Source organism: Caballeronia sp. LZ033 (assembly GCF_031451265.1).
Classification (GTDB): Bacteria; Pseudomonadota; Gammaproteobacteria; order Burkholderiales; family Burkholderiaceae; genus Caballeronia.
Window position 1 is genome coordinate 2,553,218 of the sequence record NZ_JARUXQ010000001.1, and the last position, 26,209, is coordinate 2,579,426.

At 65.6% G+C, this 26,209-nt stretch carries 19 protein-coding genes; 6 read left to right on the top strand and 13 right to left on the bottom strand.

From position 1 onward, the window contains the following. Nucleotides 1-291: 291 nt before the first annotated feature. Both QCE62_RS11960 and QCE62_RS11965 read left to right on the top strand, forming a co-directional pair. A complete protein-coding gene (locus QCE62_RS11960) occupies nt 292-1,773 on the top strand; it encodes a hypothetical protein (protein WP_309918054.1) in 1,482 nt (493 codons plus the stop codon). Between the two features lie 36 nt (nt 1,774-1,809). Next, nucleotides 1,810-3,018 (top strand): glycosyltransferase, encoded by a 1,209-nt coding sequence (locus tag QCE62_RS11965; protein ID WP_309918056.1) that lies wholly within the window; start codon nt 1,810-1,812, stop codon nt 3,016-3,018. Here QCE62_RS11965 and QCE62_RS11970 read toward each other — a convergent pair. The 3 genes from QCE62_RS11970 to QCE62_RS11980 form a co-directional block, all read right to left on the bottom strand. Continuing rightward, nucleotides 2,988-3,416 (bottom strand): hypothetical protein, encoded by a 429-nt coding sequence (locus QCE62_RS11970; RefSeq protein ID WP_404987314.1) that lies wholly within the window; start codon nt 3,414-3,416, stop codon nt 2,988-2,990. The two genes, QCE62_RS11965 and QCE62_RS11970, sit on opposite strands and share 31 nt — an antisense overlap. Nucleotides 3,417-3,531: 115 nt before the next feature. Continuing rightward, nucleotides 3,532-5,277, bottom strand: a complete 1,746-nt coding sequence (locus tag QCE62_RS11975; RefSeq protein WP_309918062.1) for a GMC family oxidoreductase — start codon at nt 5,275-5,277, stop codon at nt 3,532-3,534. A gap of 387 nt (nt 5,278-5,664) precedes the next feature. Next, nucleotides 5,665-6,294 carry a DapH/DapD/GlmU-related protein gene (locus QCE62_RS11980; RefSeq protein WP_309918064.1) on the bottom strand — a complete coding sequence of 210 codons (630 nt, stop codon included), beginning with the start codon at nt 6,292-6,294 and terminating at the stop codon, nt 5,665-5,667. A 466-nt stretch (nt 6,295-6,760) separates the two neighbouring features. On the opposite strand from QCE62_RS11980, the gene QCE62_RS11985 reads away from it, so the two are divergent. Further along, complete coding sequence (locus tag QCE62_RS11985; protein ID WP_309918066.1) at nt 6,761-7,234, top strand: hypothetical protein; 474 nt, start codon at nt 6,761-6,763, stop codon at nt 7,232-7,234. Nucleotides 7,235-7,288: 54 nt separating this feature from the next. On the opposite strand, the gene QCE62_RS11990 is transcribed toward QCE62_RS11985, so the two are convergent. The 9 genes from QCE62_RS11990 to QCE62_RS12030 all read right to left on the bottom strand — a co-directional run bounded on the left by QCE62_RS11990 (nt 7,289) and on the right by QCE62_RS12030 (nt 19,861). After that, nucleotides 7,289-8,638 carry a glycosyltransferase WbuB gene (locus QCE62_RS11990; protein ID WP_309918069.1) on the bottom strand — a complete coding sequence of 450 codons (1,350 nt, stop codon included), beginning with the start codon at nt 8,636-8,638 and terminating at the stop codon, nt 7,289-7,291. 161 nt (nt 8,639-8,799) lie between these two features. Continuing rightward, nucleotides 8,800-9,942: a glycosyltransferase family 4 protein gene (locus tag QCE62_RS11995; protein WP_309918072.1), complete on the bottom strand. Its 1,143-nt coding sequence runs from the start codon at nt 9,940-9,942 to the stop codon at nt 8,800-8,802. Nucleotides 9,943-9,995: 53 nt separating this feature from the next. Continuing rightward, the gene (locus QCE62_RS12000; protein ID WP_309918074.1) at nt 9,996-10,952 is read right to left on the bottom strand and encodes a GDP-L-fucose synthase; all 957 of its coding nucleotides are present in this window, start codon (nt 10,950-10,952) and stop codon (nt 9,996-9,998) included. 4 nt (nt 10,953-10,956) lie between these two features. Then, complete coding sequence (gene gmd / locus QCE62_RS12005; RefSeq protein WP_309918076.1) at nt 10,957-12,075, bottom strand: GDP-mannose 4,6-dehydratase; 1,119 nt, start codon at nt 12,073-12,075, stop codon at nt 10,957-10,959. A 97-nt stretch (nt 12,076-12,172) separates the two neighbouring features. Further along, nucleotides 12,173-14,401: a polysaccharide biosynthesis tyrosine autokinase gene (locus tag QCE62_RS12010; protein ID WP_309918079.1), complete on the bottom strand. Its 2,229-nt coding sequence runs from the start codon at nt 14,399-14,401 to the stop codon at nt 12,173-12,175. A gap of 72 nt (nt 14,402-14,473) precedes the next feature. Continuing rightward, nucleotides 14,474-15,628, bottom strand: a complete 1,155-nt coding sequence (locus QCE62_RS12015) for a polysaccharide biosynthesis/export family protein (RefSeq protein ID WP_309919814.1) — start codon at nt 15,626-15,628, stop codon at nt 14,474-14,476. A 50-nt stretch (nt 15,629-15,678) separates the two neighbouring features. After that, on the bottom strand, nt 15,679-17,058 hold the full coding sequence (locus tag QCE62_RS12020) for an undecaprenyl-phosphate glucose phosphotransferase (protein WP_309918082.1): 1,380 nt from the start codon (nt 17,056-17,058) through the stop codon (nt 15,679-15,681). A 134-nt stretch (nt 17,059-17,192) separates the two neighbouring features. After that, nucleotides 17,193-18,674 (bottom strand): mannose-1-phosphate guanylyltransferase/mannose-6-phosphate isomerase, encoded by a 1,482-nt coding sequence (locus QCE62_RS12025; RefSeq protein WP_309919817.1) that lies wholly within the window; start codon nt 18,672-18,674, stop codon nt 17,193-17,195. Nucleotides 18,675-18,859: 185 nt separating this feature from the next. Then, entirely contained in the window at nt 18,860-19,861 is a 1,002-nt protein-coding gene (locus tag QCE62_RS12030) for a helix-turn-helix domain-containing protein (protein ID WP_309918085.1), read from the bottom strand. A 1,201-nt stretch (nt 19,862-21,062) separates the two neighbouring features. Between QCE62_RS12030 and QCE62_RS12035 the strand changes: the two genes are divergently transcribed. Further along, nucleotides 21,063-23,099, top strand: a complete 2,037-nt coding sequence (locus tag QCE62_RS12035; RefSeq protein WP_309918088.1) for a hypothetical protein — start codon at nt 21,063-21,065, stop codon at nt 23,097-23,099. Nucleotides 23,100-23,248: 149 nt separating this feature from the next. Continuing rightward, nucleotides 23,249-23,701, top strand: coding sequence for a GDP-mannose mannosyl hydrolase (locus tag QCE62_RS12040; RefSeq protein WP_309919819.1), 453 nt, complete (start codon nt 23,249-23,251; stop codon nt 23,699-23,701). Nucleotides 23,702-23,782: 81 nt separating this feature from the next. Here the strand turns inward: QCE62_RS12040 and galU are convergent, their stop codons facing one another. Further along, nucleotides 23,783-24,748: a UTP--glucose-1-phosphate uridylyltransferase GalU gene (gene galU, locus QCE62_RS12045; protein ID WP_309918091.1), complete on the bottom strand. Its 966-nt coding sequence runs from the start codon at nt 24,746-24,748 to the stop codon at nt 23,783-23,785. A 326-nt stretch (nt 24,749-25,074) separates the two neighbouring features. Between galU and QCE62_RS12050 the strand changes: the two genes are divergently transcribed. Beyond that, nucleotides 25,075-26,157 (top strand): helix-turn-helix domain-containing protein, encoded by a 1,083-nt coding sequence (locus tag QCE62_RS12050; protein ID WP_309918093.1) that lies wholly within the window; start codon nt 25,075-25,077, stop codon nt 26,155-26,157. Nucleotides 26,158-26,209 lie beyond the last annotated feature (52 nt).

Below are 26,209 nucleotides of genomic sequence, written 5' to 3' on the forward strand. Positions count from 1 at the left end.
CGTTCCGCCAATCCGGGACGATCCGCCAGAATCACGCCGTTTGCAGACATCGGCCCGCGCCGCCAGGGCACGCGACGCCAGCGTGGTGCGGCGCACATGCGCATCCGTCCTTTCGCGCCGAACGCTAGTCGCTGGACGCCGCCGCCGGCGGCACGCCGCATGGCCCGCTGTATAGTCGGTTCACCTTTCCGGCACGCCGGAAACGACGCATTCGCCGGGCGCATCGGCCCGGCACGGCATCGACACCGCGTTGAAGACTCGAAAGAGTGCTGCGATTCTCGAGAGAACGCCATGCGCAACAAGTTCGCCGTCGTCTGGGTCTGGCTGTTCCTGCTTCCGCTCGCGTTCGATTTCAAGGGCGCCGAAACGGCCAGCAAAGCCATCCAGATCCTGCTCACCGTGCCCTCGATTCTCGCGGGCTGCTTCCTGCTGCTCATCGCGCCGCGTTTCGCACAGCGCTCGCGCCTGCGCACGCTGGTTACATCGCTGTTCCTCATCACGATACTCGGCAGCATCGCCACCCAGGCCATGCAGGGCAACGACTCCGGCAACTACATGCGCGTGATCCTGCCGTTCGGGCAAATGCTGCTCGGCTATTTCGTCGCCTGCCGGCCATGGGACCCGAAGCGCCTCGGTCAGCTCGAACACGCCATGTACTGGTCGATGATCGCCTCCCTCGTCTTCAGCTTCGGCTTCGGCATGGCCACCGGCGGCAATCTCGAAAGCGTGCGCTTTCGCATCGTCTCGGTCACCTTCCTCTGTCTGCAGGGGCTGCTGCTGCACGAGTTCGTCGTGGTCAAGCGCTATACCCGCTTCACCGTGCTGCTGTTCCTCGCGACCATCGTCATCGAGTTGCTCAGCGTGACGCGCAGTCTCGTCGTCGGCACCGTGCTGCTGTTCGCCTTCGCCACCTGGCTCGCCGCGCCCTCGTTCAAGAAGCTGGTGCGCGCCGGCCTGCGCGCCGTCGCCTTGATGGCCCTGCTCGGCGCGCTCGCCGTCGCGGCCAGCACGTTCTTCCCCGGCGTCGGCGAACACTGGGTCCAGCGCATGTCGTTCAAGAAGGACACCGAGTCCGGCCGCGATCCGACCACCATCACGCGGCTCGCCGAAATGAAGGACCAGCTCGATCAGACCACCGCCTCGACGCTCGGCACGCTCGTCGGCATGGGCTACGGTCACGACTATCGCTATTCGCCCACTTACCTGCCCGACCTCGCCGGCCAGTTCACCAAGAAGGATTTCTACGCGATCAAGGAATGGTCCGCAGGCCACAATTTCTGGGTCTACCAGTTCTTCGCGGGCGGCCTGCTGTTCGGGCTCGCGCTGCCCATCGCGCTGCTCTGGGCGCTCTGGAAAGGCTCGATGGCCTATCGCTCGTGGCGTCATCGCGCGCCCGAAACGCTCTATCTGCCCGTGCTCGGCCGCGCGCTGCTGGTCGTCGCGGCGCTGCCCGCCACGTCGATCGGCGGCAATCCGCTCGGCAACCGCTTCTCGGGCGTCGTGTTCGGCGTGGCGCTCGGGCTGCTGGTCGCGTCCTATGCGCGCATCGCTCACGCCATGCGCATGCGCGCCGCCGAAACCGCCTCGCAGCAGGCACGCGCACGCCGGCGACAGGACGGCATGCCCGGCGCCATGCCGCCCGACCTGCGCCCGCACGACGAACCGTTGCCGGAAATCCTGCCGGCGCACAGCGCCGCCGCGCCAGGCCTGCCGCACGGCGCCGGACGCCACGAGCCGCCGCCCGGCGCCGGTTCGTTCGCGCCCAACGCCTGAAGTCGCTGCGCTCGCTCACGGACCCGCCCGCCCGTCATGAAGATCCTGCACCTGCTCTCCACCGTCGATCCACGCGCCGGCGGCCCCACCGAAGGCGTGCTGCAAAGCGGCCTCAGCCTGCGCGCGTTGGGCCACGAGGTCGAAGCGGCATCGCTGGATGCGCCCGATGCGCCCCATGTCGCGGGATTCGGCTTGCCACTGCACGCGCTCGGACCATCGCGCGGCTTCTACGGCCTGTGTCCGGCGCTGGTGCCCTGGCTGAAGGAACACGCGCCGCGCTTCGACGCGGTGATCGTCAACGGGCTGTGGCAGTACCACAGTTTCGGCGCATGGAAGGCCTTGCACGGCGGCGGCGTGCCGTACTACGTGTTTCCGCACGGCATGCTCGACCCTTGGTTCAAGCGGACCTATCCGCTCAAGCATCTGAAGAAATGCCTTTACTGGCCCTGGGCCGAGTATCGCGTGCTGCGCGATGCGCGCCGGGTATTGTTCACGACCGAGGAGGAGCGGCTGCTCGCGCGCGAATCCTTCCGGCTGTATCGCGCGAACGAGGAAGTGGTGGCATTCGGTACGCGGCCGCCACCCGCGGATTCGGCGGCCTTGCGCGAGGCCTTCCTCGCGAAGTTTCCGCAACTGGCGGGCCGGCGCATCATCCTGTTCCTCGGCCGCATCCACGAAAAGAAAGCGTGCGACGTGCTGCTGAAGGCTTTCGCGCGCGTGCGCGACATCGATGCGAACGCCCACCTCGTCATGGCAGGCCCCGACGACAACGCCTACGCCGCGCAGATGCGCGCACTGGCTGGCGAACTGGGTATCGCAGAGCGAATGACCTGGACCGGCATGCTGGCCGGCGATCTGAAATGGGGCGCCTTCCGCACGAGCGACCTCTTCGCGCTGACCTCGCATCAGGAAAACTTCGGCATTGCGGTGGCGGAGGCGCTTGGTTCGGGCCTGCCGGTGCTGATCTCCGACAAGGTCAACATCTGGCGCGAGGTACAGGCCGATGGCGCGGGCATCGTGACGGCGGATACCGTCGAAGGCGCGAGCTCAGGGCTGTCAGCCTGGCTGGCAATGGACCCCGCCGCGCGCGACGCGATGCGCAAGCAGGCGCTCGACACCTTCACGACACGCTTTCATGTGGAAGCGATGTCGCAGGATCTGCTGCGGGTCTTGCGCGAGAACGCCGACCTGCAAGGCGGCGCCTTCTCGCGCGATCAGTTCGCCGGCAAGCGCGCCTTGAGATAAGGCACGAAACCGTTCTGCACCGAGAGGATTTTCTTCGCGCAGTCGTCGAAGTCGGAGCCGCGTGCGCGCTCGTCTTCATACATGCCCTTGCATTGCGCAAACAGCGACACCGTCGCGCCGCCGCCGGCCGCGGCCACGCGCGTCGCCGAGAACACCGGCTTGCCCGAGCCGGACGGCACGTCGGTCTCGATCGCGTCGGCATCGGCGCGGGTCAGCCGCTCCTTCGAATTCTGCTCGACGTAGGTCTTGGTCAGCGCCCACACGGCGTCGCATTGCGCGGCATCGCGGCACGCGACGGTGGCGTTGCGCTGGGCGTCGTCGAGCGATTGCTGGGAGAGCATGAACAGGCGCTCCTTGCTTTGCTCCTTCTCGACGGACGAGCAGGCGGCGAGAGACATCGAAACGAGTGCGAGTGCAAGTAAGGCGGGCTTTTTCACGAGCGGGACACCAAAAAACCAGGTCGGACGGCGATTATAGCGATGCCCGCCCACCCCACGCCGTTTCCCGCCCGCGCTACTTCTTCGCCATCTGCAAGGGCAACGCGACCCCGGGCATATGCAGCGCCGACGCCGCCATGGGCAGCGTCTCGCCCGGCGCGTCGCTCCTGGCCGGCATGCCGGACGGCGTGACAGGCGCGCTGACGCTGTCGTCGCCCTTGATGACGCGCCCGAGATGACCCGCGAGCCGCAGGGTCAGCGCCGCGATCGTGATGGTCGGGAAATTCGCCCCGACCGTCGGAAAGACCGAGCTGCCCGCCACATACAGATTGCTCATGCCGTGGATCTTCAGGTTGCGATCCACCACGCCCTGCTTCTCCGAATCATGCATGCGCGTCGTGCCCATGTGATGCCACGTGCCTTCCAGCTGCGCGGGCCAGGGCTTGCCTTCGAGCGGCTCGTCGAGCGTCACGTCGGCCACGCCGCCGCGCTTCAGATCCGCCGCGATATGCGCCACCGTGCGGTCGAAGGTGCGCTTCACGAGCTCGGTCACGCGCCAGTCCACCTTCACGCGGTTCATGCCAAGGAAGTCCTTCTGGGCCGACAGCGTCACGCGGCTGTCGCGATTGGGCTCGGCTTCGACGATCGTCTGGATCTTCACCTCGGTGATCAGCGGACGCGGCTGCAACAGGCGGGCGAGACCGAAGCACGCGGTATCGACGGGATGGGTCGCCATCGCGAGCAGGTCCGCGGCCGTGCTGTAGCCGGGTTCGTCTTTCTTCAACAGCCGCTGCTTCATGCGGATCAGCGCCTCCGATCCCTTCGTGTTCTCGCCGCGGAACACCGAATAGAACCAGGCGCGCGCATTCAGCAGTTGCTCCTTTTCGAGCACCTGCTGCGTGAGCGCGAACTGCGACGAGATGAAGGTGCCGTGCGCCGATACCGCGCGGTTCTGATAGTGATATTTGATGTCGTAGAGCTTGTTGCGCGCCCACTGCTTCGTGAAGTGCACGTTCGCCGACATGATGCGCGGATGATCCATGAAATAGCGGCCCACCAGGTCATGGGCGTTGCCGAGGCCCGCCGCCTGCACCCGGTTCGAGGCCAGCAACAGGCGCGCATTCTCGATGCCGCCCGTCGCCAGCACGAAGACCTTCGCGCGCACCGCGAAGCGCCGGCTCGTCAGCGTGCCGACATCGATTTTCGTGACCGAACGCGCGTCGGCGTCGGTGTCGATATTGAGCGCGTTCGCGAACAGCATCACGCGCACGTGCTTCGCGTCCAGCAGATGCTGCCGATACACCTTGCCGAAGCGCACCGGCGGGCTGAACTGCGAGATCGTGTCGCGCACGGCGCCGCTCGGGAAAGGGTGGCGCCTGACGTCGTCGCGATGAATCGCCGCTTCCCAGTACGCCGGCTCGAAGTTGCCCTCGCCCAGTTGCAGCAACTGATGCGTGCGGGCGTAGTACGGCCGCAGTTCGTCGATACCGAACGGCCAGCCGCTGTCGGTCACCCAGTCGCGCTTCTCGAAGTCCCATGGGTCGAGCGGACGGCACCAGCCGCCCCAGCAATTGCTGCTGCCGCCGAGATAGCGGCTGCGGCAGCCGTCGGCGAATTCATACGGCACGCCGACGTTCTCGCCGCGATACAGGTCGCGGGTGTCGTCGTCCGGCTTGTAGCCGCCGCTTTCCAGCATGCAGGCGTCGATGCCCTGCTTTTCGAGTTCCAGCGCCAGCGTGATGCCCGCCACCCCCGCGCCGATGATGCACACCGTGGTCTCTATGACTGCGCCTTCTTCCACACTCCGGCTGTCGATGAACATGCCCCGTGCTCCCTCGTTCCGTGCTGTAGAGCGGTGTCACGCAATGCTCGATTGGTCACCGCGCTTCTCTGATCCAAGATCCCTGACGCCGTATCGCGCGCGCCGTGCGCACCGTGCACGCGGGCGATACGAACGATCCCGACGGTGTTCCTTTCGCGTGTTCGCAGCGCGCGCCTGTCGCGCAGCCGCGTTCCCCCGGAATACCGCTTCGGCTTCACGGCCTCCTTCGCAAGTCGGTCCACAAATCCCGGTGCTCGGGGCGGCTCCTTCGTGGAGCTCTTGGGCCGTCGCGCCGGCGCGTTGCCTGTCTCGCCGTCTGCAACGTCAGGTGCAACGTTGCAACGGCACACGCCACGAGCAGGGACGCCCTGCGCGTGGCGCATCGGTTCAAACGGGAAAACGCTTTCTGATGAAACGCACGGGATTGCCGCCGTACACGCCGTCCGCTTCGAGCGAGCGATGCACGACCGAGAGCGGCGTGACGACCGCCGACCGTCCGATGGTGACGCCCATCTGCACCACGCATTTGGATGTGATCCAGACGCCGTCCTCGATCACGATCGGTGCGACTTGCAGGTCCATGTTGCCGGCCACGTCATGCGAGCCCGTCGTCAGGAAGACGCCCTGCGAGATGCAGACATGATTGCCGATGCGAATCCCGGCCTGGTTGTAGATCCAGGCATCGACGCCGAACCAGCAGTGAGCGCCGACCTCGAGGTTCCACGGCGCCTTGACGCGAATGGGATGCGGCATGCGGCAGCCGCGGCCGATGCGTGCGCCGAACGCGCGCAGCAGCGCCACGCGCACGAACGACACGGGAATGAGTTTGTTGTTGATGAAACAGGCTTCGACGAAGAACCATACGAGCTCGGTCAGGAAGCCACGCCTGGCGACGAAGTTGCCGGGACCGGCCCGTGACAGGTCGATCACGCGGCCCGACGCCTTGGCGCCACGCGTCGCGCGTGCGCCGGCCTCCTCGGCGTGGCCGGCGCAACGCTCCCCGATCGCTTCGTCCATATGCCCCCCGCCCGTGTGCTGCTGCTCGCTGCTTCTGGCCCAAGGGCGCCTTGCGGCGCGCCACGCATATCGTTTGAATCGTTCGTCGTTCGCAGCTTCGTCTGCCGTCGAAGACCTGCGCGCGATGACGTGCACGAAGTCTTCCGGTGTCTGCTTGTCTTGCCCGCATGATCCGCGCTGAAGAGCGTTCTGTCGTTCACCCATTCGCGGGGAACGGACGCCTTCGCAGCGGCGGCATGCGGCGTGTGGTGAATGGATTATCGGCGAAGGGCGCGCGGCGTCACCCGCGCCTTCATGCGAATGGCCGCTTCAGCAAGGCTTTTGGCGTTAGCGGGCGGTGCCGCGCAATATGCTGTTTTCATGCGCCGGAAAAGCGTTTCCGCAGGCGGTCCGGCGCTCCCCGAAACGATGCGCGATGCCTCGTTGCGAAGCATGGCGAAACGTTGCAACAGGCCCGGAGAATCCGATGAAACATCAACCGCGCACGGCGCTGCGCTCGCTGTTCATGACCGCTCTCGCGGCCGCTGCATGCATGGCGACGCCCCTCGCGCACGCGGGCAACTTCTCGGATGCGGCGATCAGCAAGGGCGAAGCCGGCGGCGCCGCGCCGGCGGAAATGGACCTGCTCGGCAGTCCGGGCGCGTATGCGGACCCGTATGGCGCGCCGACCAACGGGCGCGGCGGACAGCGCGGCCCGATCACCAACGGGCAGACCGCGCAAGGCGTCTCGCCGACGGACAAGCTGCTCGCGCAACAGAACGGTTATGCCGGCAATGCGGGCGCGGGTGCGCGCCTGCGTGCGACCGGACGCAAGCCCGACACGAAGGCCACGATGATGCCGCAAGGCGCGGCGGCGGCGCTCTATCCGACGCCCAACGGCCTCAGGCCGCCCGCCGCCAATGCGGCGCGGGCGCGGGACATCTACAAGTCGCCTTATTGATTTGAAGGTCCGCGTCACGGGCGCGGTTCATGACGAACCGCGCCGAGGCAGACGCTATTCGATCTTCTCGACCTGCGGCAGGATCGGCGCGCGTTCCGTCATGCGCGCGAGCGTGACTTCAGGGCTGTCGACGGGCCGGGTCTGGGACACTGCCTCGCGCACTTCTGCCGCATTCGGCAGACGCGAGCCCGACAACTCGAACAGACGCTCTTCGAGCCGCGCGAACACCGCCGCCGGTGCGAGCCGTTCCTGCGCGAACAGACGGCCTTCCTCGCCGTGACGCGCGCGCTGTTCCGGATCGGCGACGAGCCGTTCGATCGCGCCGATCAGCGCCTGCGCATTCTCCGGCTCGATCACCTCGCCGCGCCCGCTGACGGCTTCGAACAATTCGGTGCCCGGATGCGCCATCGCGATCACGGCGCGCGCGCTCGCGAACATGCCGGTGAGCTTCGACGGCATCACGAGATCGGCGACGTCGCCGCGTTGCGGCAGCACGTGGATGTCGGCGAGATTGAGCAGTTCGTTGAGACGCTCGAGCGGCTGGAGACTGAGAAAGCGCGTGTTCGGCAAGCCGGCGCAGCGCTTCTGCAATTGCAGCCGCGTCGCGCCGTTGCCGCAGAACACGAAGACGATTTCCATGCGGCCGGCCAGCGCGGCGGCCGCCTCCGCCAGCACTTCGAGACCCTGCTTCGCACCCATGTTGCCGGAATAGAGCACGACCGGCGTATGCTCGCCGATGCCGAGTTCCCGACGGAAGGCGCTCGGACGATCGAGCGGAAAGATCGCGGCGGTGTCCACCCAGTTCGGCAGATGGAACACGCGTGACAGCGCGACGCCCTTGTTCACCGCGCGATCGACCATCTTGTCGGAGATCGACGACACCACGTCGAAGCGCTTCATCAGCCAGCGTTCGAACGCGAGCGCCAGGCGCCCGGCGCGCGGGTTCCTGAGCATGCCGAGGTCGAAGGCGGCATCGACCTCGAAGTCCTGGATATGCAGCCACGCGCGCGCGCCCGTCATGCGCGACAGCATCAGCGCGCCGGGCGCGTTGAGCAGGCTCGGCGCGATCGTCATCACGACATGGGGCCGCCACAGCGCATGACAGGCCAGCGCGGGCAGCGACGAACACGCGAACGAAGCCAGATGCAGCATGCGCTTCGCGCCGCTGGGCTTGGCCGGCACCCACAGCGGCGCGCGCCACAGCCGCACGCCCTCGCGCGTTTCGAAGCGATGCAGCCAGCTCCGGTAGCCCTGCCCCACCTTCCACTCCGGGTAATACGGCGGCGCGCAGACGACGCGTACCCGGTGGCCCGCGCAGGCCAGCGCCTCCGCCATTTCCGCCGTGTACTTGCCGGTACCCGTCAACTCGGGCGCATAGTTCAGCCCGTAGATAAGTATTCTCATGTGGTCCCTCGCCCGACATGCGCGCCTGGATGCGCGGGCGTGTCCTCGCCGCCCGGCAAAGCGCAGGCCGCCGGGTACGCAGGACCGCGTGCCCGACGGCGTTGGTGACAGCCTGTGGTCCCTCCTTAAGCGTCCTTCGGGTTCCTCCGCTCCAGTCTTGCTCAGTTCGTCAGCAGCAGCGCGCAGCCGCGCGCGATGTTGGCCGCTGCGGACGGCGGATCGAAGCGCTGGATCACGTCGGTGCAGCGCACGGCGACACCCGCCGTATCCGCGAACGCCTCCAGCGACTTCAGCATCACGCGATGCAGCGCCGGCACATCGCCGGCGGGAAAGGCATAGCCGGACACGCCGTCGACGACGAGTTCGGGCACACAGCCGCAACTCTCGCTGACGAGGACCGGACAACCATGGGCCAGCGCCTCGTTCGTCACGAGACCCCACGGCTCGCGCACGCTCGGCAGCACCATGCAGGTGGCGCCGAAATACTCGCGCGAGAGCGGCTCGTCCTGCAGACTGCCCAGGAACTGCACGGAGTCTTGCAGACCGGCATCGGCGACTTGCTGTTTCAACTGATTGCCGAGCGGTCCCGTGCCGACGATGCGCAACTCCGCATCCGGCACACGCTCCTTCAACATCCTGAACGCTTCGACGAGCGTGTTTATTCCTTTCTCCGCCGAGAGCCGTCCGACGAAGAGAAACACCGGCCGGCCGCCTTGCCGGTGCGCGCGCCGGTCGGACACGACGGTGTCCGGCGAGAACGCGCGCGGCATGGCGGCCGCCTGACACGGACTGAAGATCGCGTCCTGCTTCGCGCCGAGCGACATCAGATACTCGCGGCTGCGCATGCCGAACGCGAAGTAGCCGTCGCACAGCGTGAAGAACACGCGCTTCGGAATCGAGGTGAGCATGCGGCGCGGGTTGTCGCGCGCGGTCGAATCGCAGAACACCGCGCGACGCTTGCCCGTCACGATGCAGGCTCCCAGCATCGCCCAGTATTCGGGACGATGGTAGCCCGGCAAAACCACGAGATCCGCCTTGGTCCGGAGCACTTCCCACGTGAGGCGCATCGTCATGCGCCATCTCGGCACGTCTTCATAACAGCCGTTGAAGAGCTTCTTCATCGGGTAGCGGTGAAACGAATAGTCCACTTCCGAGAAGCCGATGCGGTCGTGTTCCGTGTCCGCGATCTGCACCATCGAATAGCGGATCGCGCCGGATCCGGAGATGTGGTGCAGCGCCGACAGCACCTCGCCCTTGTGCCGCGACCACACGACGTTGTGAAAGATGGTCACTGATGCAGACATTGTTGTTCTACCCTGTGTCGTTTTTGTCGTAAGCGATGCCGTCGCGCAACCGCTCACGCGGCAACCGGCGTCTGCTGCATCGATGCATAGCGCACCAGGAACTCCTCATACGTCGCGCGGATTCCCTCCTCCAGTCCGATCGACGCCTGCCATCCCATGCCGCCCAGCTTCGAGACATCGAGCAGCTTGCGCGGCGTGCCGTCGGGCCTGGTCGGATCGAACACCAGTTCGCCGTGAAAGCCCACCACGCGGCAGATCGTCTCCGCCAGCTCGCGGATGGTGAGATCCGTGCCCACGCCCACGTTGAACATGCCTTCGCCCACGTCCTGTTCCATCAGGAAGACGGCGGCGGCGGCGAGGTCGTCGACATGCAGGAACTCGCGGCGCGGCGTGCCCGAACCCCACACGGGCAGCGTCGTGTCGCCACGCAGGCGGGCTTCATGCGCCTTGCGCAGCAGCGCGGGCAGCACGTGACTGCTCTTCAGGTCGTAGTTGTCGTTCGGCCCGAAGAGGTTGGTCGGCATCAGCGAGACGAACTTCGTGCCGTACTGGCGGTTGTAGGCCTCGCACATCTTGAGACCGGCAATCTTCGCGATCGCGTAGGCCTCGTTGGTCGGCTCCAGCGCGGACTGCAGCAGGTATTCCTCGCGGATAGGCTGCGGACAGTCCTTCGGATAGATGCACGACGACCCGAAGAAGATCAGCTTCGACACGTTCCAGCGGCACGCCGCATGGATCACGTTGGTTTCGATCGCCAGGTTCTCGTAGATGAACGAGGCGGGCAGCGTCGAATTCGCGAGAATGCCGCCCACGCGCGCCGCCGCGAGCAGCACCACGTCGATCTTCTCTTCCTCGAAGAACAGGTTCACACCGCCCTGGTCGGTCAGGTCGAGATGCGCCTTCGTGCGGGTGACGATGTTCCGGTAGCCGGCGTCCGTGAGGCGGCGCACGAGCGCCGAGCCGACCATGCCGCGATGTCCTGCCACGAAGATTCGTGCGTGCTTGTCCATGCGCTTACTCGTGATGTTCGAGGGCCTTGAAACCGGCGAGCGTGACGAGCGCGTCGCGCCGGGCAATTTGAAAATCGGCGCGCACCATCTCCTTGACGAGCGCCGCGAACGGGGTGGCGGGCCGCCAGCCGAGCCGGGCGTGCGCCTTGGAGGGATCGCCGAGCAGGGTTTCGACTTCGGTCGGCCGGAAATAGCGCGGATCCACCCGCACGATCACCTGTCCCGGCGCGAGCTTGGTTTCGCGGCTCTCGACGTGGTCCACGATGCCCACCTCGTCCACGCCCTCGCCCTCGAAGCGCACGTGCACGCCGAGTTCGGCGGCCGCCTGCTGGACGAATTCGCGCACGCTGTACTGCACCCCGGTGGCGATGACGAAATCCTCAGGCTTGTCCTGCTGGAGCATCATCCACTGCATCTCGACGTAGTCGCGCGCATGGCCCCAGTCGCGCAGCGCGGAGAGGTTGCCGAGATAGACGTCGTCCTGCAGGCCCACGCCGATGCGGGCGATCGCGCGCGTGATCTTGCGCGTAACGAAGGTTTCCCCGCGCACCGGCGACTCGTGGTTGAAGAGAATCCCGTTGCACGCGTACATGCCATAGGCCTCGCGGTAGTTCACCGTGATCCAGTAGGCATACAGCTTGGCGACCGCGTACGGGCTGCGCGGATAGAACGGCGTGGTCTCGCGCTGCGGGATTTCCTGGACCAGCCCGTATAGTTCGGATGTCGAAGCTTGATAGAACCGCGTTTTTTTCTCGAGGCCGAGAATGCGTATTGCCTCGAGAATGCGCAGCGCGCCGAGGCCGTCGGCGTTCGCGGTGTACTCAGGTTCCTCGAACGACACCGCCACATGGCTCTGCGCGGCGAGGTTGTAGATCTCATCCGGCATCACGCGCTGGATGATGCGCACGAGGCTCGTCGAATCCGTCAGGTCTCCGTGATGCAGGAACAGGCGCTGGTCCGCTTCGTGCGGATCGCGGTACAGATGGTCGATGCGGTCGGTGTTGAAGAGCGAACTCCGGCGTTTGATGCCGTGCACTTCGTACCCCTTGCTGAGCAGCAGTTCGGCAAGATACGACCCGTCTTGCCCAGTGATGCCCGTGATCAACGCGACTTTGCGGTCCATGCGTAACCTCTCCATCTTCGGTCTCAAGATGCGGCGCGCGGGGACGCGCCGACATTGTTGTACCGGGCACTTCTACCGAGCTATTGTTTTGCGCTGGTCACTCCGCGATGCTTTCGTAGCCGTAATACCCGGCGTATGTACTTCCCATCAACATTTTCGACTGCGGCACGTCGGTCAGCAGCACGCCCTTCATGTTCACGCCGCCGTGGTGCAGGCGCTTCATCGTCTCGCCGATCTCCTGCACCTGGTTCTTGCCATGCCGCACGACGAGCAGGCTCGTGCCCGCGTGCTTGCCGATGACGGTCGCGTCGGTGACAGCCAGCACGGGCGGCGTGTCGATGATCACGAGGTCGTAGCGCTGCTTCAGTTCACCGAGCACCTCGCCCAGCCGGTCGCTCGCGAGCAGCTCCGACGGATGCGAGGGCAGCGAGCCCTTGGTGATGAGGTCGACGCCCGGCAGGACGTCGGTGAGGATCGCGCTCGCCACGTCCGCGCCCATCAGCACGTCGGAGAGGCCCGGCGAGTGACGCACGCCGAAGTGCGAGTGGATGTCGCCGCGGCGCATGTCGCCGTCGATCAGCAGCACGCGCTTGCGGGTCGAGGCCACCAGGGTCGCGAGGTTCACGGAAAGGAACGACTTGCCCGCCTCCGGCCGCGAGCCGGTCAGCATGACGACGTTGTTGCGGGCATCGGCGAGTTGCAGTTGCAGCGAGGTGCGCAAGCCGCGAATGCCTTCCACGGCCGCATCTTCCGGCGCCTGCGCCGCGAGCACGTGCAGCCCTTCGCGGCGCATGCCGACCTTGCGTTGCAGGCGCAGTTGCTGGGTGCTGCGCGGCACGATCGCGAAGACGCGCACGCCCAGTTGCTTCTCGATCTCCTCCGGCCGCTCGACGCCGCCATACAGCGACTTGCGCACGAACGCGAGCAGGATGCCGAGCACGAGGCCCACGCCCGCCGAGATCAGGATCACGAGCACGCGCTTCGGGCGCACCGGATCGTCCGGCGTCTGCGCGAAATCGACGACGCGCACGTTGCCGATCTGCCCCGCCTTGGCGATGCGCAGCTGCTGCGCGCTGTTCAGGAGATTGGTGTAGAGCTCGGTATTGACGCGCACGTCGCGCAGATAGCGCAGCGCGGTCTGCTCGGTATCGGGCAGCGTCGACACGTTCTTGGCCATGCGCGACTGCGCGCCGGTCAGCGAGGCAATCTGTGCGTCGAGCGCCTGCACCGAAGGATGGTTCGCGGTGAAGCGCAGCGACAGTTCGGCGCGCTGCTGCTGCAGGTCCGAGAGCTTGGTCTTGTTGTCGACGATCTGCTGGAGCAGCAGGCGGCTCTCTTCCGAAAGATCCACCGTGCCCTGCTTGTTGCGGAACGAGTTGTACTTCTGCTCGGATTCGTCGAGCTGCTTCTTGAGGATCGGCAACTGCTGGTCGAGGAACGCGAGCGTGTGCTCCGCTTCGGCCGAGCGCTTCTCCGAATCCTGCGCGACGTAGCGGTTCGCGATGTTATTGACGATCTGCGCGACTTCCTTCGGGTTGCTGCCTTCCAGGCTGAGTCCGATGATGCCCGACTGCAACGCCGTTTCCGCGACCGTCAGGCGCTTCTGCAGGCTGTCGATGGTGGTGAGCGTCGAGAAGCGCTGCAACTCGAACTGCACGCCCGGGTTGCCGACGAGCTTGTCCACCTTGAGCTTGACCGGCCCCTGCTGCGTCACGCCGGTTGCTTCCTGGCCCACGCGGCCCGTGAGAATGGCGACCCCGTCCGGATCGTTCAGCACATAGCTGCCGTTCTCGCCCGCGACCAGCGTGAACTTCTTGTCGTAGAGATCCTTCGGCGTATCGAAGAGCGGCACCTCGATCTGCTCGCCGCCCCATGCGAAGCGCGACAGATAACCCGAGGGCACCGCCATGTTGAACATCGAGAACGCGCTGCCGAGCAGTCCGCCCAGCACCGGGAAGCCATGCGGCACCGCGCTGATGTCGAGATGCAGGCGGCGCACCGCGTTGTCCACCACGAGGCGCGAACGCAGCAGTTCGATCTGCGCGGCCGTGGTGGCCTTGCCGTCGAACATCTGCGACACGGCCTGCACGGCATTGGCGTTCGCGTTCGGGTTGTTGTTCGGGTTCGTTTCCTCGACCTGGATGAGCGCGTCCGCCTTGTAGGTCGGCGTCGCGATGAACGCGTACGCTGTGCCCAGTGCGACCACGGCGAGCATCACGATTGTCACGAGCTTCCAGTTGCCGAGTACGGCCGCCAGATAGTCGGAAAGCCGCAATTCGTCGCCCGTCGATACGTCGGAGTATCGTGAATCGAAGTTCATCGCCATGGTCTCGCTCGCTCAGTTCTTGAAAACGAACAAACAAACCACCGGCGCGCCCCTGCGCGCCGGTCACAACCCTTACTTCGTCAGGACGGCTGCCGTCAGACCGGCGTTGATGGCAGGCAGGAGCAGGTTCAGCACACGCGAGAAGCGAACCAGTCCGTTGTTGTCCACGTAGACCACGTCATGCGGCTGCAGCTCGAAGCCGTTCGCGAGCAGCATCGACACCGGCGAACGCGCGTCGAGGTGATACACCTCGGGCTGGTCGGTCTGGCCGTTGCGGATCACGTACACCTGCTTCGGATCGGACGTCTCCGGGTTGAAGCTGCCCGCCTGCGACACCGCATCCGACAGCGTCAGCTTGCCGTTGCGCATCGGGATCACGGTGGCCGGCTTCGACACTTCGCCCATCACATAGACGCCGTTGTCTTCGCGCGAGTCGATGCGCAGCGCATCGCCCGGCTTGAGCATGATGTCCGACGGGCTCTTGCCCTTCGACGTCATGCCCGCCATGTTGATGTGATACGTGACGCCGTCGCGGATCAGCGTGACGCGGCTTTGATCCGCCGTCGTCGCGAAGCCGCCCGCGCGGCCGATGGCCTCGGTGAGCGTCATCGGAATGTCGTTGATCTGCTGCGAGCCCGGCGTGCGGACATCGCCGTCGATATACACCTGCGACGCACGGAACGATGCAACCCGCACCGTCACCTGCGGCTTCACGAATACCTTCGAGAGCTCCTGATAGAGCTCGCGCTGCACCTGGCCTTCGGTCTTGCCTTCCACATGCAGCGGACGGTTGACGTACGGGAACTGCAGGTTGCCGTCGGCATCGACGACGAAGCCCGGCGCGGCATCCGCGGTACGCGTCTGCTGCGGCGGCTGGCCGAGCGCGGCGACGAGTTCCGGGTGATCCCACACGGTGATCTGCAGCACGTCGCCGACGCCGAGCTTGTACGCGCCGGCCTTGCCGTACAGCGAGGCGTTCGGATCGCCCGTGACGACCGGTTGCGCGGCCTTCATCTTGCGCACGAGCGAGAGGTCGATCGGCGTGATCGGAATGTTGACCGTGGATGCAGGATCGCCCTGGTCGTTCGAGGTCTCGACGAGTTGCGCCGGTTGTTCGAAGTGCATGCCCGGCGCCAGACCGCAGCCCGCGAACAGCACGGTGAAGGAAGCAGCCGCAGCCAGGCTCGTGAGGCGGAACATGCGCGACACGTTGGTATTGGCGGCCATGGAGGTGGTGCCCGGTTGTTGTTGATTGTGCATAATGGTCGTCCCCTACATCAGTAAGCGTTGGTGTGGCGTAGTCCCTTGAAGATCGTTGCGGCGATGATTCTCATGTCGAGGCCGAACGACCAGTTACCCAGGTAGTACAAATCGTGTGCGACGCGTCCTTCCATCTTCTCGATGCGATCAGTCTCTCCTCGAAATCCGTTGACCTGGGCCCAGCCGGTAATGCCCGGCTTGATCCGGTAACGATGGATGTACCCCGATACGACCTTCTGATACAGGTCGTCATGCTCCAGTGCGTGTGGACGCGGGCCCACGACCGACATGTCGCCGAACAGAACGTTGAGGAACTGCGGCAGCTCATCGAGGCTGGTACGGCGCAGGAACGCTCCGACCCGGGTCACGCGCGGGTCGCCGCGCGTGGCCTGCTGGAGCACTCCGGCCTGTTCCGTATGCAGACGCATTGAACGGAATTTGTAGATTCGGAAGACGCGGCCATCCGCGCCCTTGCGGCGTTGCCTGAAGAACACCGGGCCGCGCGAGGTCAGCTTGATCGCAAGCGCGATGCCGATCATCAGCGGCGCGACGGCGATCAGCGCGGCGAGCGCGAACGCGCGGTCGAACAGTTCCTTTTTCAGCAGCGCCGATGCCGACAGCGGCGACGCCACCAGGTTGATCGCGGGCGTGCCGAGCAGATCCGTCACGCCGCTTTCGAACAGCGCGAGGCTGCGCACGTCCGGGATGAAACGCACGTTGATGAGGTCGTCGCGGAACTCGTTCACGAAGCGCAGGATCATGCGTTCCTGCGACAGCGGCAGCGCGAGCCACACTTCATCGACATGCTGGGTGCGCACGTAGTTGACGAAGGCCTCGTAATTCTCGAACACCGGCACATGCGTGTTGATCGTGCCGGTCTCCGGCGCCGCATTGAAGACGGCGGTGGCGCGGAAACCGGAGTCGGTGGCGCGGTCGACCTTGCGGATCATCGAATGGCAGTGCCGCCCGCAGCCGACGATTGCCACCTGATGCAGGTTCATGCCCGCATGACGCATGTGCGCGAGCACCGCGTGCGTGATCAGCCGGCCGGCGATCATCAGGCCGCCGGACATCGCGGTCCAGTAAGCGAACCAGAGGCGCGACACATAGTCGAGGCGATGCAGCGAGAACATCAGCGCCAGGGCGCAGCCTTGCACGACCAGCCAGCCGAGCGACACCTGGCAGGCCAGTTGCAGCTTGCTGCGGCCGCGCCACGACTGATACACGCCGAAGCCCGGAAACAGGGCGAGCGAGAACGCCGCCGCGAACGCGACGAACGCCACCGAATAGGCGTGAGCCTCGATGTACTCGAACCTGATCTGCGATGCCACGGCCGCGCCGCCGACGATCACGATGACGTCGAACAGCCTGGCCAGCAATCCCTGTAAATCGCGCATGTCATTCCCCCGAATGCTTATCGCCCGTGTACCGCACCCGCTCGTGTCCTCCCTCGCCAGCCAGTCTTGGATCTGGTGTGAAGCCGCTGCAAAGAAGTGTCGCGTGTTGCCCGTTTGTTACTCTCAAGCCGTGCTCAGTTGCAGCGGCCGTAGGTGTCGTCGAAGCGCACGATGTCGTCTTCGCCGAGATAACTGCCCGACTGCACCTCGATGATCTCGAGCGGCACCTTGCCCGGGTTCTCCAGCCGATGCGTCACGCCGAGCGGAATGAAGGTCGACTGGTTTTCGGACAACATGAACTGCTCGTCGCCGCGCGTGACCAGCGCCGTGCCGCACACGACGATCCAGTGCTCCGCGCGGTGGTGATGCATCTGCAACGAGAGCTTCGAACCCGGCGACACCACGATGCGTTTCACCTGGAAGCGCTCGCCGTGTTCGATCGAATCGTAGAAGCCCCACGGACGGCGCACCTTGCGATGCGCGTTCGCTTCAGGCGCGTGCTGCTCGCGGATGCGCGCCACCAGCCCCTTGATGTCCTGCACGCGCGAACGGTCCGCCACCAGCACGGCGTCGTCCGTCTCGACCACGATGATGTTGGTCGTGCCGACGCACGCCACCAGGCGGCCGCCTTCAGAACGCGCATAGCTCGACGTGGCGCCTTCGAACATCACCCGGCCGCTCGCGACGTTGCCCGACTCGTCCTTGTCCATCGCGTCCCACACGGCGTCCCACGAGCCGAGGTCGGACCAGCCCGCCACCAGCGGCACCACCACGCCGTCGCACGGCCGGTTGTTCGTGCCGATGTGCTCCATCACCGCGTAGTCGATCGAATCCGACGGCGCGCAGCCAAACTCGGCGGCCGACGGACGCATGAACTTGCCGTCGTCGCGGCCTTCCGCGAGCGCGGCGCGGCAGGCCGCGTGCATCTCGCCATTGAGCTTCTGCAACGCGGCGAGCCACACGCTCGCGCGCACCACGAAAATGCCGCTGTTCCACCAGTACGTGCCCGCCGCGACGTATTGCGTCGCGAGTTCGGCCGCGGGCTTCTCGACGAAGCGCTCGATCTTGTGCGCGCCGTCTTCCAGCGCCTCGCCCAGGCGGATGTAGCCGAAGCCGGTGTCGGGGCGCGTCGGCGGAATGCCGAGCGTCGCGATCACGCCGCGCGCCGCGTGCTCCGCCGCGATGGCGATCGCGCGATGCAGCGCCGGCAGGTCGGCGATCGAGTGATCGGCGGGCATCGCGACCATGATCGCGTCCTCGCCGTCCTTGATCGCCGCGAGTGCTGCGAGCGTCAGCGCGGGCGCCGTATCGCGGCGCGCCGGCTCGACGATGATGCGGGCATCGACACCTGCCTCGCGGGTCTGCTCTTCCGTGGTGAAGCGATGTTCCTCGCCGCACACGATGATCGGTGCAGCGGCCACCTTGAAATCGCCCGAGAAACCCTTGAGGCGCCCGACGGTGGCCTGCAGCAGCGAATCACGGCCGACGATGCCGATCAGCTGCTTCGGGAATTGTTCACGGGACATCGGCCACAGGCGTGTACCCGAGCCGCCGGCGAGAATGACCGGGACAAGCCTGCGGCACGCGGCCGTCTCCATGCTCGTCGTGCCAGTCATCGTCTCGCCTACCGTGCGTGCCTCATTCGTCATATGGACTCCTGCCTGCGATTTCGGTCGGGCAGCACACTGCCGCCCGAGAATGATTGAGTGCCGAACCGTTCTGGTCCGGCCAAACCTTCGACGCTTTACGCCATCGTTGTTCAGACCATGCGCGCTAGCGCGCGTATCAGCCGTTCGGCCGTTCAGCCGTTTGCTTCGCGCCTGCTCTGCGTCCGGTACTCGGTCGGAGAGATCAGGAGGCGCTTGCGGAAAATCTTCGCCAGCCGGTCGCCGTTGCCCATGCCGCTGCGGCGCGCGATCTTGTCGACCGGCAGTTCCGAATCCGTCAGCAGCGCACAGGTGACGGCAAGCCGCGCCTGCAACAGGTAATCGGACGGCGTGATGCCCATCTCGATCTTGAAGCGGCGCAGGAAGTTGCGTTCGCTCATCGCGGCTACCTGCGCCGCATCCACCACCGAGATTGGCCGCTCGCAGTTGTCCTGCAGCCAGCGCGCCGCCGCCCGGATCTTGTCGCCGGCGGACGCCGCGCCGCTGTCGCCGAGAATCGACACCAGCTTCGCCGCCGAACCCGGCATCAGGCGCTCCGCGACGCTGCGCGACACGTCGATGCCGAGGTCGCGCTTCACGATCAGCAGCGCGCCCTTCATCGACTCGTAGCGGTCGCCAGCGTCGGCCGACTGCTCTTCTCGCACCAGATGGATCATGGCGCCGCCGTAGCGCGCCTGCGGATCCTGCACCTGGCCGATGCCCGCGGCGTCGAGCACCTTGCGGCCCTCGGAGATGGCGCGGACCACGGTGGTCTTGGTCTGCACGCGGCGCAGCCATTCGACGATGCGATCGTCCTTCGCGGCGCTTTCCGCGCCACGGCCGCCGGCGACGAACAGCGCGTCGAAGCCGCCGTAGTGACGCGCGTCCAGGCCGTCGGTCCACACGCGCACCGACGAGGAGCACGCAACGTTGCCGCCTTCCACCGACAGGAAACGGACGTCGTAGGTGCAGTCCACGCGGGACCGTGCCGACGACAGCTCGTTGGCCATGTGGAAGACTTCCGCGACGATCCCCGCGCCCAGCAGGGAGAATCCGTCGAACAGCAGGATCGCAATGCGGCGGACCTCGGTCTGCGAGGTTCGCGCCGCGGGCGGCGTCCAACCCATGACTGCGGGTTCGAGATTGGCGTAAGGCATGGTCATCCTCTGCAGCTTTGTTTCCAATGAGGTGCGGAAGAGTTCTCGGTCATTGCGGCGCATCAAAGGAGTTTCCCGAACTTCGCCGGGTTACCGTGACCGATTGGAACGGAGTGATGGCGGAATCGATCCGCTGGCTTGAATAATAAGCAGACAAACTTTTTTGTGCTCTAGATTTTCGCGCTTGAACCACAAAATCTGTCGCGCTATGAGGGTGAGCGCACATTGATATCCCTCCCCAAATTCGGAATGCGCCGCTTTCTAAAGAATCACGCGATAAAGACGTGATTTGTCATACAAACTTTTAGTCCGCGACTTAGTGCAATCCGCGCCCGCGAGCCGCTTGATCGGCCATGGACAAAGCCTGAAAGCCACGCTCCGCGGCCCTGTACGGCTGGCACGGCGGGGTTTGGCGCAGGTCGGAGCAAAGAAACTGATTCAACCATGAAACATCGCGCGGTTCAGAGACCGGCCAGCGTATCGCGGCAATCGGAAATTTTTTGCCGTTCGCGGCGGTTCAGAACTCGGTCTTAATCCGGCTTTCGTACACCCGGTTAATCCCGTAATTGGCGATGTATTAACTGATTGCTATTTTTTCCCGGTGATTGAATCACGCGCTTTTTGATTTTAAATTAATCATCATAATGCCGGCTTACTGGCAAATCTGAAGACATGGCTTATTAACTCCGATGCTGCACCGCGAAACGGCCGCAAGCGCGGCACGTCCGCGTATCCGCCGGGAAACGGCAACTGACGCGTCCGCCATTCTCTAGCGTTTTGCGGCGGCGCAGGTCCGTCGCGGATTTTCTCCACGCCATTGAAAGCGGCTGTAATCATCGGGAGAATACACACGCTTGCTCGCAAACCTCTCATGTCATTCAAATCACGTTGCTTTGACGCGGCGAAACAGTGTCCGCGCCGGTCAGCTTTGCCGATTTTCTAGGTCGGATGCAGTTGTCGTGGTCATCCTTCCATGTTTCACTCCTGAAATTGGATGAGCGCTCACGCACATGGCTGCCATCCCGGAGCGTTCACATTCGCAACGCAGGCACCCGGTCCAGCATTCTTCCGACGACGCACGCCCACGCGTGCGCGCGCGCACGGTAGCCCGCCGGCGCAGGCAGCATCGTGTGCGCTTGGCGCGTGGCCCGAGCGCCTTCGCCGCATCGGCGGCACGCAGCGCTCATGCGCCAGGCTCACGATGAACCGGAAACCCGCTTCGCGTTTCACCGCCCCTCGTCGAACCCTGCGCGTCCCGCAGGCGCGCATCGCCATGGCCGCGGGCGCGCTGCTGGCGCTGAGCGCCTGCGACAAGCCAGGCCCCGCCGAGACGCTGGCCACCCGCATCGAGACGCTCGCGGCGGAGGGACCCGGCGCCCCGCGCGCGGCGCTCGTGAAGGTCGCCGAAAACGAGGCGCCGGACCCGGCCGACACCCCGCCCCTGCGTTGCAGCGCGCCCACGCCGCCCGTCGCGGCGAAAGCGGGCGGCGATCCGATCGAAGCCGATACGCCCGGCAGCGACGGCACGCGCATGTTTCCGCTCGATGCCCCCGTGCGCATCGCGATCACCACGCGAACCCAGGCCGCCGACACCGTCGAATGGCAGATCCGCGATGCCTGGAACACCCGGAAGGCCAGCGGCAGTTTTCCGGTGAAGGCCCAGCCGGGCACCTACACGCTCGCCTGCACGTCGGAGGCGGCGGGATACTTCTCCGTCAGCGCCTCGCTCGCTTCGGGCAAGAGCACGCTGCCGATGCGCGGCACCCGGGCCGCGGGCATCGCGACTTTCGGCGTGCTGCCGGACGTGTCGCCCGCGCTTCCGCCCGTCACCTTCGCGCATCCCGACCAGCACCGCTTCGGCGGGCAAGGCTCCGCGTATCTCAAGCCCGGCGAGGAATGCTGCTCGGGCGACGGCTATCGGCCGCTGTACACGGACCTCGGCCTCACCTGGGTGAACGACAACCGCAACTGGTACGTGACCGAGGAAAAAGGCCCGAACACCTTCAACGCCAGCGCCGACAATCTCGCGGCCTATTTCAAGCCCGGCGACCTGCTGCGCCTCATCCAGCTCGACGGCATCCCCGCCTGGGCCAGTCCGACGAAGGAGCGCACGCACAGCTGGGCGCCGTTCTCGCTCGATGCATACAGCGCCTATATGAAGCGTGTGGGCGAGGAATCGAACACGGTGCGCAAGACCTGGTTCGCGCGGCAGACGCACAACTACTACCAGGTGACCTGGGAGCCCGACTACGAAGGCGGACTGCCGTGGAAGGATACGGACGCCCATCTCGTCGCGCTGTACAAGGCCACGCACGATGCCATCCACGCCGGCGATCCGAACGCGGTCGTGATGGGGCTGACGCTGTCGAATCTGGCGTCGAACACGAAATGGCTGAGACGCCTCGCGCCGCTCGGCATCGGCAAGTATCTCGACGGCGTCAGCGCGCATGGCTATTACGATGTCGGCACGTCGCCGTCGCATCCGCCGGAGCGCTTCGACGCCTCCCCGGCCACCGCCGCGAAAGCGATGCCGGGCATGATGCGCGACCTGCGCCGCGCAATGACCGAGGTGGTCAGGCCCGGCGCGAAGCTGTTCGTCACCGAGACGGGCGTGAGCTATGACATCGGCAGCAAATACGGGCTGACCTCGCCCGGCTGGAACGTGCTGTATGCGCAGGGCGCGGTGGTCGCGCGCGCCCATCTGATCCTGCTCGGCGAAGGCGCGGACGTGAGCTTCGTGTTCTATTCCGCCGACATCCCCAACGAGATCGGCTACGGCATCTTCTTCGACCTCGTGAACCCACAGGGCGGCTTCGGGCAGAAGCAGATCAGTCCGAAGCCCGCCGCGATGGCGGTCGCCGCGATGACGCGTCTCATCGACGGCACGACCACGCTGGGCCCGGTGAAGGACACGCCGAAGGGCGTCTATGCCTATGCGTTCCAGCGCCTCAACAACGGCCGCGTCGTGACCGCGCTGTGGACGCACGACAATGCCGCCTGGCCCGGCGCCAACGGCTTCGATGCCACGCGCGCGGTGAACTACCGGCTTGCCGTGGACGCGCCGGGCAAGTCCGGCTCGGTCACCGTGTTCGACATGATGGGCAACGCCTCGACGGTGCCGTACAGCGACGGCCAGGTGCCGCTCGTGCTCACGGCCGCGCCGGTCTATGTCGTGTCGAACAATGCCGAATCGATGCGCGCGAACGTGATGCGTCCGGCCGGCTATGTCGGTCAGTGAGCGATGGTCCAGGCCGCGTGCCGCATGGCCTGCGCTGACGGCATTCAGGCGGTTTTCGCCAGTGCCGCGCATGCCGGCGGAGCGCCCCCGCGCGCTACACTCGATTCGCAATGAACCCGGCCACGATGGACGCGACCTACGGAGCGGCGATGCTGAGCGAGGCGGATTTCCTGACCGTGGTGCGGCTCACGCCGCTGGTCTCGATCGACCTGATCGTCACCGACGGCAACCGGCATGTTTTGTTAGGACGGCGGCGCAACCGGCCGGCGCAGGGCACCTGGTTCGTGCCGGGCGGACGCATCGCCAAGGACGAATCGCTCGATGGCGCATTCACGCGCATCGCCCACAACGAGCTGGGCGTGGCCAGCATGGAGCGCGCGGGAGCGCGCTTCTTCGGCGTGTATGAACACCGCTACGACGACAACTTCGCGGGCGCCGGCGGCTTCGGCACGCACTATGTCGTGCTCGCCTACACGCTGACGCTGAACGCCACGGTGGCCATCGGCCGCTTCGACCAGCACAGCGAATATCAATGGCTCTCGCGCGACGAACTGCTCGCGCGCGACGACGTCCACGAGAACACCAAGGCGTACTTCCGCTGAGCGTGCGCACGTGCGCCGGCGCTCAAAAGACAAACGGCGCGCATCGCTGCGCGCCGCCCATCCTTCCCGCCAAGAAACTGGTTATGCCTCGACCACCGGGCACGCGCTCGCGTCGTCCGCGGCAGGCGTGGCCACTGCCTGTTGCTCCTGTTGCTGCGCTTGTTGCTGCTCTTGCTGCGCACCGAACTGCGCGCGCAGATAGCGCTCGAACTCGTCGCGCACTTCAGGATGACGCAGCGCGAATTCGACCGTTGCCTTCAGGTAGCCGAGCTTGCTGCCGCAATCGAAGCGCTTGCCGCGATAACGGAACGCCAGCACTTGCTCCTGCGTAAGCAGCGCCTGGATCGCATCGGTCAGCTGGATCTCGCCGCCTGCGCCGGGCGTCTGCTTGCGCAGGAAGTCGAACACGCGCGGCATCAGCACATAGCGGCCGACCACGCCGAAGTTCGACGGCGCCAGCGCCGGCTCCGGCTTCTCGACCATGCGCGAGAGCTTGAAGAGCCCGTCGTCCCACGGCTTGCCTTCGATCACGCCATACGAGCGCGAGTCCTGCCGGTCGATCTCCTCCACGCCGATCACCGACGAATGATAGTGATCGAAGACATCGACCATCTGCGAGAGCACCGGCGGCTCGCCGTCGAGCAGGTCATCGGCGAGCACGACCGCGAACGGCTCGGCACCGACCAGCTTTTCCGCGCACAGCACCGCGTGACCCAGTCCGAGCGCTTCCGCCTGGCGCACATAGATGCAGTTGACATGACTCGGCTTGATGCTGCGCACGAGGTCGAGCAGCTTCTGCTTGCCGCGCGCTTCGAGCTCGGACTCGATCTCGTAGGACTTGTCGAAATGATCTTCGATCGCGCGCTTGCTGCGGCCGGTGACGAAGATCATCTCGGTGATACCCGCGGCCATCGCTTCCTCGACCGCATACTGGATCAGCGGCTTGTCGACCACCGGCAGCATTTCCTTTGGGCTCGCCTTGGTGGCCGGAAGGAAGCGCGTGCCGAGGCCCGCGACAGGAAACACCGCCTTGCGTACTTTGAGCATCGGCTCACCTCGTGTCATGGTTGTCGGGGAGGCATGCCCGATGCGTCGTCGAGCGTTTGCGGCACGCCTCTTGTTATGAGAAAAGCGTCGTCGGTTTCGTCAGACGACAGGAATGAAGTGAGCTTATTCCTCGAGTATCGAAATCATCTGCCAACACTTCGCCTTTTTCCGACTGCGAGCGTGGCGAATGTTGCCTGCCGCGTATAGTGCGACGCATGTGAGCTCACATTGCCGCACCTTGCGCCGCCTTCAACGGAGGTTCGCGTTCCTTGCATGTGACCGGTCCGGATGCCGTGAGGGCCCGTTCCGGTCGAGGGAGAAAGTCGATGGAATACGCCAATGGCATGGGCCGGCTTCAGGTGGTGCGCGGGGTCACGCCCGGCATCGAGCCTGAGCCCGCCAGCATGGCCGGCACGGAGAAGCGGATCGGCATTCTGGTCTTCGAGGAATTCTCGCTCGTCGAAGTGAGTTCCATCTCCGAGGTCTTTTCGCTTGCCAACGAAGTCCATCTGCCGGCGGATGCTGGCCACCGCACGGAAGCGCCGCACTATTCGCTGCTATTTTTGTCCAGTGAAGGCGGCAGCGTGGCGAGCAGTTGTTCGATGCGCATCTGGACCGACAGCCTGGAGACGCGCTGGATGAACGAATGCGATGCATTGTTCATCGCGGGCGGCGCGGGCGCGCGCCAGGCGCGGCACGACACGATGCTGCGCAAGCGCCTCGGCCGCGTGGCGCCGAAGATTCCGTTCATCAAGGCGATCGGCGAAGGCGCGCATATTCTCACGGCGGCCAATCTCACCGTGCAGAGCCGTTCGCTCGATTTCGCCGGAGAAGCAGCGGCGCCGGCGTTCCCGGCCGCGCACCTGCCCGGCATGGCGAACCCGCTGTTCATCGCCGAGCAGACGCTCACGCTCGATGATCCGAAAGGACCGATCGCGGCGGCGCTGTCCATCATCAAGCGGGACTATGGTTCGGCGGTGGCGCGCGAAGTATCGGAACGCTCGATTCCGGGCGCATGGCACAAGCTCGCGACGGTCCTCGACGACACCGACGGCGGCGGCGTGCGCCAGAAGATCGACGCGGCCGCGCGCTGGATTCGCGAGAACTACGTGCGGCCGATCTCGATCGCCGATGCGGCGCGCGTCGCGGCGATGAGCGAACGCAATTTCCTGCGCCGCTTCAAGGCGCAGATCGGACTGACGCCGTCGGAGTATCTGTTGCGCGCACGGCTCGATGCGAGCTGCATGCTGCTCGCCGGCACCGACCTGCCGGTGGACAAGATCGCGCGGCGTTGCGGCGCCGGCAGCGGCGACGGTCTCGCGAAGATCTTCCGCAAGCGGCTGTCGATTTCGCCAACCGAATACCGTCTGGCGGGCCGCCGCAAGGAGGCCGATGCCGGAAGTACATAGGCGCATGCGCCGTCACGTTCGTTGACCTTTTCGTCGGCGCCCGTGAAGTTAC